Source organism: Algoriphagus zhangzhouensis, assembly GCF_900148515.1.
GTDB lineage: Bacteria > Bacteroidota > Bacteroidia > Cytophagales > Cyclobacteriaceae > Algoriphagus > Algoriphagus zhangzhouensis.
In genome coordinates this window covers 117,441-131,034 of the sequence record NZ_FRXN01000004.1, presented here as the reverse complement: position 1 = coordinate 131,034, position 13,594 = coordinate 117,441, and the positions used below count along the sequence as shown (strand labels likewise).

The 13,594-nt window shown below is 42.0% G+C and carries 12 protein-coding genes and 1 tRNA gene; 11 read left to right on the top strand and 2 right to left on the bottom strand.

Annotated elements, in window-relative coordinates:
* The first annotated feature begins 65 nt into the window (after positions 1 to 65).
* Positions 66 to 1,397 (top strand): PEGA domain-containing protein, encoded by a 1,332-nt coding sequence (locus BUF13_RS14740; protein WP_073572594.1) that lies wholly within the window; start codon positions 66 to 68, stop codon positions 1,395 to 1,397.
* 54 nt (positions 1,398 to 1,451) lie between these two features.
* Here the strand turns inward: BUF13_RS14740 and BUF13_RS14735 are convergent, their stop codons facing one another.
* Positions 1,452 to 3,374 carry a glycoside hydrolase family 127 protein gene (locus BUF13_RS14735; protein ID WP_073572593.1) on the bottom strand — a complete coding sequence of 641 codons (1,923 nt, stop codon included), beginning with the start codon at positions 3,372 to 3,374 and terminating at the stop codon, positions 1,452 to 1,454.
* A gap of 170 nt (positions 3,375 to 3,544) precedes the next feature.
* Between BUF13_RS14735 and BUF13_RS14730 the strand changes: the two genes are divergently transcribed.
* From BUF13_RS14730 to BUF13_RS14690, 9 genes are all read left to right on the top strand, one after another.
* A complete protein-coding gene (locus BUF13_RS14730; protein WP_073572592.1) occupies positions 3,545 to 4,252 on the top strand; it encodes an orotidine 5'-phosphate decarboxylase / HUMPS family protein in 708 nt (235 codons plus the stop codon).
* 3 nt (positions 4,253 to 4,255) lie between these two features.
* The gene (locus BUF13_RS14725) at positions 4,256 to 5,293 is read left to right on the top strand and encodes a zinc-binding dehydrogenase (protein WP_073572591.1); all 1,038 of its coding nucleotides are present in this window, start codon (positions 4,256 to 4,258) and stop codon (positions 5,291 to 5,293) included.
* Positions 5,294 to 5,295: 2 nt separating this feature from the next.
* Positions 5,296 to 6,087, top strand: coding sequence for an SDR family oxidoreductase (locus BUF13_RS14720; RefSeq protein WP_073572590.1), 792 nt, complete (start codon positions 5,296 to 5,298; stop codon positions 6,085 to 6,087).
* Between the two features lie 5 nt (positions 6,088 to 6,092).
* Positions 6,093 to 6,980, top strand: coding sequence for a sugar phosphate isomerase/epimerase family protein (locus BUF13_RS14715; RefSeq protein ID WP_073572589.1), 888 nt, complete (start codon positions 6,093 to 6,095; stop codon positions 6,978 to 6,980).
* A 104-nt stretch (positions 6,981 to 7,084) separates the two neighbouring features.
* Complete coding sequence (locus tag BUF13_RS14710) at positions 7,085 to 7,966, top strand: SMP-30/gluconolactonase/LRE family protein (protein ID WP_073572588.1); 882 nt, start codon at positions 7,085 to 7,087, stop codon at positions 7,964 to 7,966.
* An 83-nt stretch (positions 7,967 to 8,049) separates the two neighbouring features.
* Positions 8,050 to 8,604 carry a DUF998 domain-containing protein gene (locus BUF13_RS14705; RefSeq protein ID WP_073572587.1) on the top strand — a complete coding sequence of 185 codons (555 nt, stop codon included), beginning with the start codon at positions 8,050 to 8,052 and terminating at the stop codon, positions 8,602 to 8,604.
* Between the two features lie 79 nt (positions 8,605 to 8,683).
* Entirely contained in the window at positions 8,684 to 9,184 is a 501-nt protein-coding gene (locus BUF13_RS14700) for a rhodanese-like domain-containing protein (RefSeq protein WP_073572586.1), read from the top strand.
* A 91-nt stretch (positions 9,185 to 9,275) separates the two neighbouring features.
* Positions 9,276 to 10,820, top strand: coding sequence for a sulfatase family protein (locus BUF13_RS14695; RefSeq protein ID WP_073572585.1), 1,545 nt, complete (start codon positions 9,276 to 9,278; stop codon positions 10,818 to 10,820).
* 45 nt (positions 10,821 to 10,865) lie between these two features.
* The gene (locus BUF13_RS14690; RefSeq protein WP_073572584.1) at positions 10,866 to 12,734 is read left to right on the top strand and encodes a heparinase II/III domain-containing protein; all 1,869 of its coding nucleotides are present in this window, start codon (positions 10,866 to 10,868) and stop codon (positions 12,732 to 12,734) included.
* Between the two features lie 32 nt (positions 12,735 to 12,766).
* Here the strand turns inward: BUF13_RS14690 and BUF13_RS14685 are convergent.
* Positions 12,767 to 12,838 (bottom strand) — tRNA-Arg (locus BUF13_RS14685).
* Between the two features lie 191 nt (positions 12,839 to 13,029).
* On the opposite strand from BUF13_RS14685, the gene BUF13_RS14680 reads away from it, so the two are divergent.
* A complete protein-coding gene (locus BUF13_RS14680) occupies positions 13,030 to 13,593 on the top strand; it encodes a 30S ribosomal protein S16 (protein WP_073572583.1) in 564 nt (187 codons plus the stop codon).
* The last annotated feature ends 1 nt before the right edge of the window (position 13,594 follow it).

The window sequence follows — 13,594 nt, the reverse complement described above, 5'->3', positions numbered from 1 at the left end:
AGAATTGGTTGCATAAATAATGCGAATTGAATTATTTGCGAGTATCAATCGCCAACCTTATATCTATGTATTTTAAATCTTTACTGACCTTTTTGGTCCTGGGACTTTTTGTCTTTTCTGCTCAGGCCCAAAAACTCACAATCACCGCAAACCACTCTGATGCCAAATTTATCCTTCTCAATGACTATGATGATTCCGACAAACAGGAATTAGGAACTGGGGCCATTGAGTACAAATTGGACAAAAACTCAAGAAACAGAATCAAAGTTACAAAACCAGGTTTCCAGCCAGTTGTCAAGGAATACAACAAAGACCTGAAATGGGACAAGGACCAAAGAGTTTCTTTAGATGCCAGGAGAGTAGAAATCTCTGCTGAACCTTATGATGCCGATATCCTAGTTGATGGTAGAAGTATTGGAAAAAAGGCAATCTACCTTATCATTGAAAAAGATAGATTCCACACTGTAGAAGTAAAAAAAGCTGGTTTTGCACCCCAAACAAAAACCTATTACAATTCTCCAGATCGAGAAACTCCTCCTGCGAAAGACTATTTCGAATTGAAGGATAGACAAGTTCGTTTGGAAGTTCTTCCTGCAGACGGAAATGTTATGGCCAATGGTGTTTCTTTAGGAAAAGGAAATCAGGATGTCAATGTTCCTTTAGGAGATTGCGTTACTGTCACTGTAAATAAAGACGGTTATGTGGAATACACCAAAGTATTTTGTAACAAGCCTGATACCGATCCAGAGCCTCCTGTAAGAGAGCAAGCAGTCCTTTCTGATAGATTGGTCAAAATCACCACCAACCCTAGTGATGCCATCATCGAAATCGGTGGTAAAACTGTAGGAACCGGAAACTATGACTTGAAGGTCCCATCCAATGGAAGTGTTGAAGTTCGTGTGATGAAAGATGGTTTTGTTCGATATACCAAGAACTATTACAACCAAGCGAATATGCAGGAACCGCCGACAACTGACTTCATAGAAATGGCAGTTGATGAGGCCTATACTTCCTCTGTATCTTCAGATTTGGCGAATGTTAGAATTACTGTTCCAGTAAACTCCGCTCATACTTCTGAAGAAGCTTGGAGAATCCTTTCTTCGATCGTTACAAGATATTTTGATATATTAGAGACTGTAGATTACAATACAGGTTATCTAACTACTTCTTGGCAAGTAGAAAACTTTGCTTCCAGTATTATTCGTACCCGAGTGATAGTGAGTAGCGGTGGAAATTCAGATCAATTAGCTTATGCAGTAAAATTGATCAGCCAAGAAGCCTATTTGGACGGTAGAAATCAGGTTACTGTCAAGGACGATGAGAAATTCCAGGATTGGTCAAGAATCCTAAAGAAATATGAAGGTTTGATTCAAGAGATTCAGGCCAGATTGCAGTAAAAACAACCACCTAACAACCAACCCCGAAACCTCAAGGCATTGCTTTGAGGTTTTTTACTTTTCAGCCTTTTTGATCCAAACTTCCATTTCATTCTGACCTCGGTTTGCCCAAGTGTAATATGGAATAGCCAAGGCCTTCTTTTCACTTCCATTTTCAAAAGCTGAAAACTCGATTGCTTTCACATTCTCATCCAACACCTCATAATCCTTCACTTCGAATCCAGCGTTGGTAACTATTTCCATATCTAATACTTTACCATCATTATCCGCACCTTCCACGCAATAAACCAATGGACCTCTTTGGATGGCTACCCTGTTGGTATTGGCCAAGACCTCAGGCCTGGATTTCAATTCTCGCACTTCCAAAGGCATGGAATAGGTGATTTTATCTCCCTTTTTCCATTCTCTTTGAATCAAAGCGTAGCCATTTTCTATGGTGTAAATCGCTTTTTCACCATTTACCAAAATAGAAAACTGATCTTCTTCATTAGAGACAAAAGAGTAAAGCTCTCCAGGAACTGGTTCTTCTCTCAACCAACCCGGAATCCTCAAATGCACACCAAACTCTTTGGTTTTTTCGGGAGAAAGCTCAATCGAAACTTCTCCCTCCCAAGGGAAATTAGTTTTCATTTCCACAGGGATATTTACTCCTCCCAAATTGAATGAAGTTTGATTTCCGATAAATAGATTGACCCAAATCCCGGTATTATTTTTTGCATAAATATAATCTCCCACTGAGGCTACCAATCTTGAAATATTGGAAGGACAACAAGCTGTTCCGAACCATTCTCTTCGGCTATGCTGACCACTCGAAGCCAGTGGATTTCCGTAGAAAAAATGATCTCCAGTCAAACTCAATCCATCTAAAGCAGCATTGTACAAGCTCCTTTCCAACACATCAATGTATTGGGCTTGTCCCTCGATGAGGTTCATTCGCTGGTTCCAAAAAACCATGCCCACAGAAGCACACGTTTCACTGTAAGCATGTTCGTTTGGAAGTTCATAATCGACTGAAAATCCTTCATTACTCCCTGAAGAGCCTATACCACCAGTCACATACATATTTCTATAGACCACATCCTCCCAGACCGTTTTCATGGCCTGCATGTATCCTGTATCCTTTTTTGCTACAGCCACATCAGCCGCTCCGGTATACAGATACATGGCTCTCACAGCATGCCCAGTAATTTCTTTTTGCTCTTTTACTGGCACTGCATCCTGCGCATAAGCAGGCCCCCATTCCTCCTTATCCCAAATCGCACCTTTTCCATAACCTCTACCCCGCTGATCCAAAAACCAATCCGCCAAATCCAAATACTTCTGCTCCCCAGTCACCTTGTAGAACTTCACCAAAGCCAACTCAATCTCTTCATGACCAGAAACCCAAGGTTTATTGGCTTGACGAAACTCCTGATCAATATGATCTGCCATTTTGGTAGCTACATTCAAAAGTGTCTCCTTTCCTGTTGCTTGATAATAAGCAACTCCAGCCTCCATCAAATGGCCTGCGCAATAAGCTTCATGCTTTTCCATATCCTTCCAGCGTCCATCCAGACCTTTCAATGAATAGTAGGTATTGATATAACCATCCGGCTCCTGGGCGGCGGCGATTTTTGAAATCCATTCATCGGCCTTGGCCTCAAGCTCTGCATTTGGAATGTTTTGCAATGAATAAGCGATGGCTTCCAAAGCTTTGTAGACATCACTGTCATCATAATAAATCCCTTCATGCTCCTCTCCTGCTTTTCGAGCTGCCTTTTCAAAATTTCGAATCCGCCCCGTGTTTTCTTCAGTTTGAAAAACGGAAGCCGGAAGGGCAGAATTAGCCACCTTTTCCAATTTGGGTCGCCAAAAAGAATCTGTAATTTTTATATCAGAAAAACTCTGAGCTTCCAAAGTAGAAGCCTCAGGGGATTCAGTTTCTTGTTGACATTGAAAAAAGAGAACAGCTACTGCCAAATAGAGGAGATTTCGCATGAGGAAGGGGTTTAACAAACTACAGATTAGTGATTTTTTAAAGCGGATTCAAGTAAAAAATTACGGGAAACAGAAAGTGCCTGAAAGTTCACAATCTGAAAATCCTTATCTTAAAAAGCTTAGTCCAAAACCTGTATTTCAAGGTATTACTTTTAAAATTTAACCCAAAGATGAAACCTATTGTACAAATATCCCTTGACCTTACCAATATTGACGAGGCACTCGAAACTGCCGCAATGGCAATGCGGGCCGGAGTGGATTGGCTAGAGGCGGGAACCCCATTAATTCTTGCAGAAGGCCTCCATGGAGTCCGAAAATTAAGGGAGGCCTTTCCAGGTGTTCCAATCGTAGCTGATCTAAAAACCATGGATGGGGGCTACCTAGAAGCCGAAATGATGGCAAAAGCCGGAGCGACTCATGTCGTGGTGATGGCCAGAGCACATGCTGAGACCATCAAATGTGTAGTCCAGGCTGGAAAAGACTTCGGCGCCAAAGTAATGGGTGACAATATGGTCTGTCCAGACATGGTCGCTGGCGCAAAATTTTTAGAAGATCTAGGATGTGACTATGTCATCCACCACATCGGATACGATGAAAGAAGAGGAATTGCGGCTGCAGGTCACAGAATGCCAAGCCCTCTTGATCAATTAAGAGATGTTGTTGCGGCTGTTGACATTCCAGTTCAGGCGGTAGGCGGACTATCCCTTGAGCAGGCTATTCAATGCCCACAATATGGAGCTCCTTTGGTGGTTTTGGGAGCTCCACTTACCATTGATGCAGATTCTTTCAAGACCGCAAGCGGAGATCTGGAAAGTTCCCTCCGCATGATTTGTGAAGCGATTCACAGCCAAGAAACAGTAATCCCATCCAAATCCTAATTCATGTCTAAATCAGCAGCAGTTGTAAATTTTTCAGAGGAAAAATATTCTGTAGAAATACGCGAAATCTCGGTTCCGGAAATTGGTCCCGATGATATTTTATTGGAAGTAGAAAATGTAGGTGTCTGCGGATCGGATCTCCACCAATGGACCTCTGACCATAGCTGGCCTGTCAATTATCCAGTGGTTTTGGGACATGAATTTGGTGGTAAAATTGCCTCCTTGGGCTCCAATGTTTCCTCTTGGAAAGTAGGCGACAGAGTGGTGAGTGAAACCGCCGCCATCATTGATCCGATGAACCCCATGAGCAAAGTGGGGCTTTATAACCTGGATCCAACCCGAAAAGGATTCGGCTATGGAGTAAATGGCGCCATGACACGATTTGTGCGTGTTCCAGCAAGATGTCTACACAGTGTTCCTGAGACTTTGTCATTTGAGGAAGCTTGCCTGACAGAACCTTGCTGTGTTGCCTACAATGCAGTGGTCGGAAATTCCTCCATCAAACCCGGTGACCGCGTAATTGTAATAGGCCCTGGAACAATTGGAATCCTTTGTGCAGCAGTGGCAAAAATCTGTGGAGCCGAAGTCGGAATAGTTGGTCTTGAAGCAGATAAGGGCAGATTGGGAATAGCCCAACAAGCCTATGGCTGTGATCCACTCGTCGGAGAAGCTGCCGCAGAAACCTGGGCTAGAAAACGGGACGGTATGGGCGCAGACCTGATTATTGATGCTGCCGGAGTTAGCGCCACCCTCCAAATGGCCATGAAACTGGTTCGACCAAATGGTCAAATCACCAAGGTAGGCTGGGGACCAAAACCTTTGAATTTTTCTATAGACCCAATCGTCCAAAAAAATGTAAGACTTCAGGGGAGCTTTAGCCACAATTGGCCGATTTGGGAAAGAGTATTGGCTCTTCTGACCTCTGGAGCTTTGAATGTCAAACCTATTATTGGTGGCGTGTGGCCCATTACGGAATGGAAAGAAGCATTTGAAAAAATGCATCATGGAGATGTAGTGAAATCAGTTTTGAAACCTGTCTAAAGATGAGACTCGAAGATAAAGTCATCATCGTCACCGGGAGCACAACAGGGATTGGAAAGGCCATTGCCAAGCGATGCGTTCGCGAAGGAGCCAAAGTCGTTTTAACCGGATTGGAAGAAAATCTGGGCAAGGAAGTTTTGGCAGAAATTGGAGATGCAAATGCTGTTTTCCATGCCGAGGATATTTCTGCTGATGGTTGTGCTGACAGATTGGTTTCTCTTGCCAAAAAAAGCTTTGGAAAATTAGACGCAATCGTCAACAATGCCGCTTGGGTAGTTTCTTCGGACATTCAAACTACAGATAAATACTTACTCCAAAAGGTAATAGACGTCAACACAATTGCACCTTTCCTTTTGATCCAAGCTGGATTGGAAGAATTGCAAAAATCAAGAGGATGTGTACTCAATATTGGCTCTGTCAACGCCTATAGCGGAGAACCTAATTTGCTTGGATATAGCATTTCCAAAGGTGGATTGATGACCATGACTCGAAATCTGGGTGATGCTTTGATGCGAGACTATGGAGTCCGCGTCAATCAGATCAATCCAGGCTGGGTTTTGACTGAGCGGGAAAGAGAAAGAAAAAAACTACATGGACTTTCCGAAACCTGGTATGAAAAACTCCCGGCCATGTATGCTCCATCTGGGAGAATTCTTTGGCCAGAAGAGATTGCCGCTGCAGCGGTATATTGGCTTTCAGATGAAAGTGGCCCTATCAGCGGTCAAGTCGTAGATCTCGAGCAGCACCCTATGATTGGCAGAAATGCCCCTAAAGACACTAGTACCATAAACTAAAAACAATGCCGAAACTCGCAGCTTTTCCCAAAGCATTTATGCAGGCACTCTGCAAAGACGGAAGTATGAAAATTTCCGAATGGATCAAACTCGCAGCCCCTCTTGAAATCGAAGGATTGGAGTGGTACGCCGGATTTTTAGAAATGGAAGACGAAAAGAACTGGCCTCTTTTTCGCCGAATGGTAGAAGATGAAGGCATGGTCATTCCCATGATGTGCTGTTCTCCTGATTTCACGCATCGTGACAAAAAATTCAGGGAAAAAGAAATCGAAAAACAGAAGCGATGGATCGAAATGACCGATGTTTTGGGAGGCTCCTATTGCCGGGTTCTTTCCGGTCAGTACAGACCTGAACTTTCGGTAGAGGAGGGGATTCAATTAGCTAAAGAATGCATTGAGGCTTGCCTTCCCTATGCCCAATCGCTTGGGATCACTTTGATCATCGAAAATCATTACAAAGATGACTTTTGGGAATACCCTGAATTTGCTCAGAAAAGAGCCATTTTCACTCAGTTAGTTAATAGCATCCATCATCCGAATTTTGGGGTAAACTATGATCCCAGCAATACCTTTTTGGCAGGAGAAGACCCTTTGGACTTGTTGTATGATGTGTCTGAAAGAGTAGTCACCATGCATGCTAGCGACAGGTTTTTGAAATATGGAACCATCGAAGACCTTCGCAAAGAAGAAGGAGGTGCACAAGGATATGCAAAGCGACTTAGTCATGGCGAAATCGGAAAAGGGATGAATGATTATGATGCGATTTTCACGGAGCTCAAAAGAGTCGGTTTTGACTCATGGATCAGTATTGAAGACGGGGTAGATGGGATGGATCAATTAGAACGAAGCGTTGCTTTTCTAAAGAAAAAGATTGGCCAATATTGGCATCAATGATTTATGAAATGAGAAATACGAAATACGTCTATACTAGTAGTTTTTGAAACCTCGAAGGTTCATCTACGAATTTCTTACAAAAAAAAATTATAAACCATTCCGCTTTGCAACCTTATAACCTTACAACTTTCCCATCTCAATGCTTCCTTGGGGAAGGCCCCATTTGGATTGCCAAGCATCAATCCTTTTTCTGGGTAGACATTGAAAATGGGAAATTATTTCAAATGACATTTCCTTCCCAAGAGGTGAAAACTTTCAAATTCCCCGGGAGATTGGCGGTTGCATTGGAGGGAAAGGGAAATGAATTGATTTTGGGATTAGACCGAAGCTTGATTCGATTTGATCTGGAAACTGGAAAGCAGGAAAAATTGCTGGAATTGGAACAGGAATTCCCTCTACACCGATTCAATGATGGAAAAGTAGATCCGAAGGGAAGAATCTGGATTGGAACCTTAAGCACTTTGTTTACAGAAGGGGCTGGTTCTTTGTATTGTATTTCTGAAGACCTAAGTGTAGAAAAGAAGCTCGGCAACCTGACCATTTCCAACGGAATGGCTTGGACTGAGGATCAATGGACTTTCTATTTTATTGATACTCCGACCCAGCAAGTACAAGAATTTGATTTCGATTCGGAAACAGGTGCTATCACTTTCAATAGAATTGTCATTCAGGTACCCAAAGAGCTAGGAAGTCCTGACGGCATGTGTATTGATCAGGAAGGAATGCTTTGGATTGCCCAATATGGAGGTTCTGGAGTCTACCGTTGGAATCCTAAATCCGGAGAACTTCTGGATAAAATTGAGCTCCCTGTACCTCATGTGACTTCATGTGCTTTTGGTGGCCCAAATCTGGATCAACTTCTAATCACAACTGCTCAGGAAAATCTTAGCCCCGATCAACTAAAACAATTCCCTCAAAGTGGAAATGTGTTTTTAGTCAAAGTGGATGTGGGTGGCTTTGAATCAAATTCCACTGCAATAGGCTAAAACCACAACTAATCCTTAATTTAACCGAAACATTACATTCTCACTGTTTTTTAAATTTTGAGAGAGTTGATATTTCGAGGATTATGGAGTTTTTCAAGAATCACTACAATCTCTTTGCAGTGGAATTTTTCATTTTGGCCATTGTAGTAGCAGATATTTTTTCCACATGCAATTACAATTGGACCAGAAATACCATCAGTGATTTAGGTTCGCAAGGCTATCCCTATAGGTTAATCATGCAAATTGGTTTTTTAACCTTTGGATTTACCCTCGCTTTTGGAATTATAAGTTCTGGCTTGACATGGCCAAAGTTTCCAATTTTGATATATGCTATAGGGGTTGCACTTACTGGAGTCTTTTCCACACGTCCATTTTTCCCAAGTGATCACTATTCACTTTCCGAATCAAAAATTCATTCATTTTTAGCTCAAGTCGCAGGGGTTGCATTTACAATAGGAATCCTGTTTCAGCTATATTTTTCTCCCAGTCAAAAAGAAAAATGGATCAATCTCATCTTTCTTATCTTGGTACTGGGATTTTCAATCTCCTTCGGCTTATTCAAAAATCATCAAGGGTTAGCCCAAAGACTCTTATACTTTACCAGCTTTATCTGGCTTGTCAAGCTATTTAAACCTTGATAATCATGACCTAAATTTTTATCCGAAACTATATTTACTTATTTTATAGTGAATAAATTTTATAGTTGGATTTTAAATTATGGATCGGATAAGTAATCATGAAGCTCAATCTCAATTGATCAATAAAACGGCAGTAATTATTGATGTCAGAGAGCCCGGAGAATTTATAGAATATCACATTCCAGGTGCACTGAATATCCCTTCAAGCAATTATCAAAAGTCATTTTTCTCCTCTTTTGAAAATATAAATATTTACTTAGTCTGTCAAAGTGGAAATCGTGCTACAGGAGTAGGATCTCAATTGATTGCAGATGGTTTTTCCAAAGTAAAGATTTTGGAAAATCACATGGATAGTATCCAGCAGCCTGTGCAAATCAAAGGATGGTCAATAGACCGCCAGTTTAGGATGACACTCGGCCTTTTGTTAGCAATTTTCCTGATTCTATATTCCTTCGGAATCAATAATGCATTGGTAATTCCGATCATTCTTTGTGTGGGGTTAATCTTCACCTCCATTATTGACCGATGCTTCATGAGAATGGGAATTGCCCGATTGCCGTGGAATAAAAATCGGCAATAAGCAAATGAATAAAGTCCGTTTGTAAACTAATGATTTGAATTTTTAGGGTAATTGGACTAATTGCAAGACTCGATTCCAAAAATCATAAAACATGCAAGCCCTTTCGTTTCCCAAGTCAAGCATCTTTGCATTTCTTTCCATACTTCTTGCAATTTCTGCCTGTTCAAAAGAATCGTCCAATCCACCCAATATCGTTATCATTTATGCCGATGACATGGGTTATGGAGATTTGGCTATTCAAAATCCAAACTCAAAAATCCCTACCCCAAATCTTGACAAGTTGGCCAAAGAGGGAATGCGGTTCACAGATGCCCATAGTTCTTCAGGAATATGCTCCCCGAGTCGCTATGCCTTATTGACAGGAACCTATCACTGGAGGAGGCAATTCGGAATTGTCGGGGCTTTTGGGAAACCCTTTTTCGCAGAAACCGACATCACTTTACCCCAGCTATTACAGGCTGAAGGGTATTCGACTGCTTGCATTGGCAAATGGCATTTAGGCTGGAACTGGGAATTCCAAAACCAACCAACCGCCGAAGTCGAGCAATGGGGAAAAATGACCAAGTATTATCTCCCTGAAGATATTGATTGGAACCAGCCTGTATCTGGAGGACCTTTGGACAGAGGTTTTGACTATTATTTCGGAGATGGAACCATCAATTTCCCTCCCTATGCATGGGTAGAAAACGACCGGATTATCCAAGCACCATCTGAAACTATGGACATAAATAATATCGGTTTTGAAGTGAAAGAAGGAAGTTGGGAATTCCGTCCAGGCCCAAAAGTTAAAGACTGGAATCCCTATGAGGTACTACCAACTTTGGCAAAGAAGACCGAAGAATGGATCAAAGCCCAAGATAAGAACAAGCCCTTCTTTTTATACTTCGCTTTACCTTCGCCGCATGCACCAATTATTCCGAATGATGAATTTGACGGAAAGTCACAAGCAGGTCCCTATGGAGACTTTATGGTCCAAACAGACTGGGTGATTGGAGAAGTATTGGCTGCACTCAAAGAAAATGGACTGGAAGAAAACACCATCGTGATCTTCAGTGCGGATAATGGCCCAGAGCACTATGCCTGGGAAAGAGCAGAAAAATTTGATCACTTCAGCATGGGTGATTTTCGAGGTTTAAAAAGGGACGTTTGGGAAGGAGGACATCATGTACCATTCATCGTCAAATGGCCAGGACACATTCAAGAAGAATCCGTTTCTAATGAATTGATTTCTCAAATTGATGTGATGGCTACCATTGCCAATATCATCGGGATAGAAATGCCAGAAAAAGCAGCTCCAGATAGCTATGATTTTACGGCCGTATTTACAGGAAAGGACTATCATTCACCCCTTAGGGAAGCTACCATCCACAATACCAATGCAAAAATCTGGGGGATTAGAAAAGGTGATTGGCTTTACATCAATGATTCTACTGGAGGACTCAGACCAATGCCTGAATCTTTTAAAGAATTGACTGGATATACTGATTTTCACACCCCTGGCCTTCTCTTCAATATGAAAGAAGATCCAGAGCAAAGAGATAATTTGTTTGAAAAATTTCCAGAGAAGATAACCGAATTAAGTGCTCTATTGGAAGATTATAGAGAAAGTGAGTCTACAGCTAATAGGACTAAATAGTTATCTTGTTGTTTCAGGCCTGATTTTTAACAAAAAACCATCATCATGAAATTGAAGCTAAGCCTATTTTTTATTGTACTTTTTGCATTCACCACTTTTTCAACTCAAGCCCAAGAGACTGAAATTCCTCATCTCGACAACCCGATGTCGGTGGCTTATCTTCAGAAAAACCTTCGGAAATCCTCTCCAAGATTGGTTTTTGACAAGCCTATTTTGAAGGATTTGAAAAGGAATATGAAATCCGATCTGGTCTTGCAGAACATGTATGCTGTCATAAAGCAAAGTTCTGAGTCTATAAATGAGCAGCCCCTTTTGGAACGAATCATGGAAGGCAGACGGTTGCTGAGTGTTTCTCGAGAAATGCTCTATCGGATCAACATGCTCGGCTTTGTTTATCTGATGGAAAAAGATCCTGAGGTCCTAGCCAGAATAAATGAAGAGGTGATTGCTGTATGTAATTTTTCGGATTGGAATCCGAGCCACTTTCTGGATGTAGCGGAGATGGCTTTGGCTGTGTCTTTTGCTTTAGACTGGACAGCCGGTGACTTACCTCAATCCACTCAAGAACTAGCCAAAAAATCTCTGATCGAAAAAGCCATACTTCCTAGTTGGCCGGAAAATGGAGAAACCCCTTGGTGGGCCTATGGCACCAATAATTGGAATCAGGTCTGTAATGGCGGGATGATCGCTGCCTCCATTGCTATAGCAGAGGATGATCCTGAATTGGCATCCAAAACTATCAGTCGTGCTTTGGAAGGCCTTCCACATTCATTGGTAGAATATGGACCAGATGGGGTTTACCCTGAGGGATCTACCTATTGGGCCTACGGAACTAGCTTTTCGGTAACTACTGCAGCCATGCTGGAAAGTGCATTTGGAAGTGATTTTGGACATTGGGAATTCCCGGCATTTAAGGAAAGTGCCGTATTTAGAACCTTGGCCAATGCACCATCAGGCTGGTATTACAATTTCGCAGACTGTGGCGATAAAAGAAGCGCAGCCGGAGATATTACATTGGCATGGTTTGCATCAAAATCAGGGAACCCTCAATTTTTCGAAAGAGAAAGATTTTTAATTCCTGCTGAAGAAACTGGAAAGCTATATCGATTGGCAGGAGCTTCTATGGCCTGGATTTCTCAATATGAAGAAAAAGGAGGTGAAGGTGTACCAACAGCATGGAAAGGCGAAGGCTCAAATCCAGTTGTATTCTTTACTGGTGGAGAAAATGACCCAAGAGACTATTATTTCGGTGGAAAAGGCGGTCGTGGTATGGTCAATCACGGTAACATGGATGCCGGATCTTTCATTTTTGAATTGGATGGAGTCCGTTGGTCTGTTGACCCGGGCAATCAGAGCTACAATGAACTGGAACAAACAGGATTTGACCTCTGGGGAAGATGCCAATCCTGCGAGCGATGGACTTTATTAACCAAAAACAATTATGGTCACAGTACTTTGACTGTCAATGATTCCCTTCATAGAACCGAAGGACAATCCGAACTTCTTTCTTTCAAAGAGGGAGAAAAGCCAGAAGCTACTTTTGATTTGAGTAAAACATTGGAAGGCCAAGTCAAATCCGCCTCCAGAAAATTCACCAAAGACAGCCCTGCTTCGATCACGATTGAGGATGAAATTACACTTTCAGAAAGCACCAAACTCATCACATGGCAGATGATGACAACGGCCGAAGTTGAAATCACGGATGGAGGAGCAGTTTTAAGAAAGGATGGCAAAACCCTTCACCTTGAAAATCTCTCTCATCCAAACCTTACTGTTTCCGTAGTATCTCTTGATCCGGCCCCACTTAATTTGGATAGACAAATCGAAGGGCTTAAGAGAATCGAGATCCGAATCCCAGCTTGGACCATCGAAGGAGACCAAACAAAAATTAAAGTGAGGCTGGTTGGGGAGTAGAATATTATTCTCCTCCGAATCAAAATTAAAAATAGCCCCGCCAAGAATCGAACTTGGATCTAAAGTTTAGGAAACTTCTATTCTATCCATTGAACTACGGGGCCAGAACCTGAAAATCACGAGAAAATCAAGTTTCTTTAAATTTGTATCAAATCAGGGTCTCAAGAATAAGGAAATACTCATTTTCCTGCAAATAATTTCCAGCCAACTTATGGCATTACAGGGAATTAAGCTATCTTTGCACTCCAAATTTAGGATGGACGGGTTCCATCCACTTAACAAACACAGATAAATTATGGCAGTTAAAATCAGATTAGCACGTAGAGGTAGAAAGAAAATGGCTATCTATGACGTGGTTATCGCAGATGCACGAGCTCCACGAGATGGACGCTTCATCGAGAAAATCGGAACTTACAATCCGAACACTAACCCTGCTTCCATCAACATCAACAATGAGCGTGCTCTACAGTGGTTGTTGAACGGAGCTCAGCCTACTGACACTGTGAAAGCTATGCTTTCTTACAGAGGTGTTATGCTGAAAAAACACCTTCAAATTGGTGTGGTTAAAGGTGCAATCACTCAAGAACAAGCTGATGCTAAGTTTGAAGCATGGCTACAAGAGAAAGAAACTAAGATTGCTGGTAAAGTAGAATCTATCGGTAAAGCTAAAGAAGCTGCTCGTCAGAAAGCTTTGGATGCTGAAACCGCTAAAAACCAGGCTCGTTTGGACGCTATCAAAGCAAGAGAAGATGAAGCGAAAGCTGCTGCTGCAGCCGCTGAAGCTGAAGCTGCTGCTGAAAATGCACCAGAAGAGGCTGCTCCTGAAGCTTCCGCAGAAGGCGACGAAGCACAAGCTTAAT

Excerpts from the sequence above, each read along its gene's own strand:
- BUF13_RS14725 (WP_073572591.1), top strand. The coding sequence starts at position 4,256 with ATGTCTAAATCAGCAGCAGTTGTAAATTTTTCAGAGGAAAAATATTCT.
- BUF13_RS14740 (WP_073572594.1), top strand. The coding sequence starts at position 66 with ATGTATTTTAAATCTTTACTGACCTTTTTGGTCCTGGGACTTTTTGTC.
- BUF13_RS14680 (WP_073572583.1), top strand. The coding sequence starts at position 13,030 with ATGGCAGTTAAAATCAGATTAGCACGTAGAGGTAGAAAGAAAATGGCT.
- BUF13_RS14735 (WP_073572593.1), bottom strand. The coding sequence starts at position 3,374 with ATGCGAAATCTCCTCTATTTGGCAGTAGCTGTTCTCTTTTTTCAATGT.
- BUF13_RS14730 (WP_073572592.1), top strand. The coding sequence starts at position 3,545 with ATGAAACCTATTGTACAAATATCCCTTGACCTTACCAATATTGACGAG.
- BUF13_RS14690 (WP_073572584.1), top strand. The coding sequence starts at position 10,866 with ATGAAATTGAAGCTAAGCCTATTTTTTATTGTACTTTTTGCATTCACC.
- BUF13_RS14695 (WP_073572585.1), top strand. The coding sequence starts at position 9,276 with ATGCAAGCCCTTTCGTTTCCCAAGTCAAGCATCTTTGCATTTCTTTCC.
- BUF13_RS14705 (WP_073572587.1), top strand. The coding sequence starts at position 8,050 with ATGGAGTTTTTCAAGAATCACTACAATCTCTTTGCAGTGGAATTTTTC.
- BUF13_RS14715 (WP_073572589.1), top strand. The coding sequence starts at position 6,093 with ATGCCGAAACTCGCAGCTTTTCCCAAAGCATTTATGCAGGCACTCTGC.
- BUF13_RS14700 (WP_073572586.1), top strand. The coding sequence starts at position 8,684 with ATGGATCGGATAAGTAATCATGAAGCTCAATCTCAATTGATCAATAAA.
- BUF13_RS14720 (WP_073572590.1), top strand. The coding sequence starts at position 5,296 with ATGAGACTCGAAGATAAAGTCATCATCGTCACCGGGAGCACAACAGGG.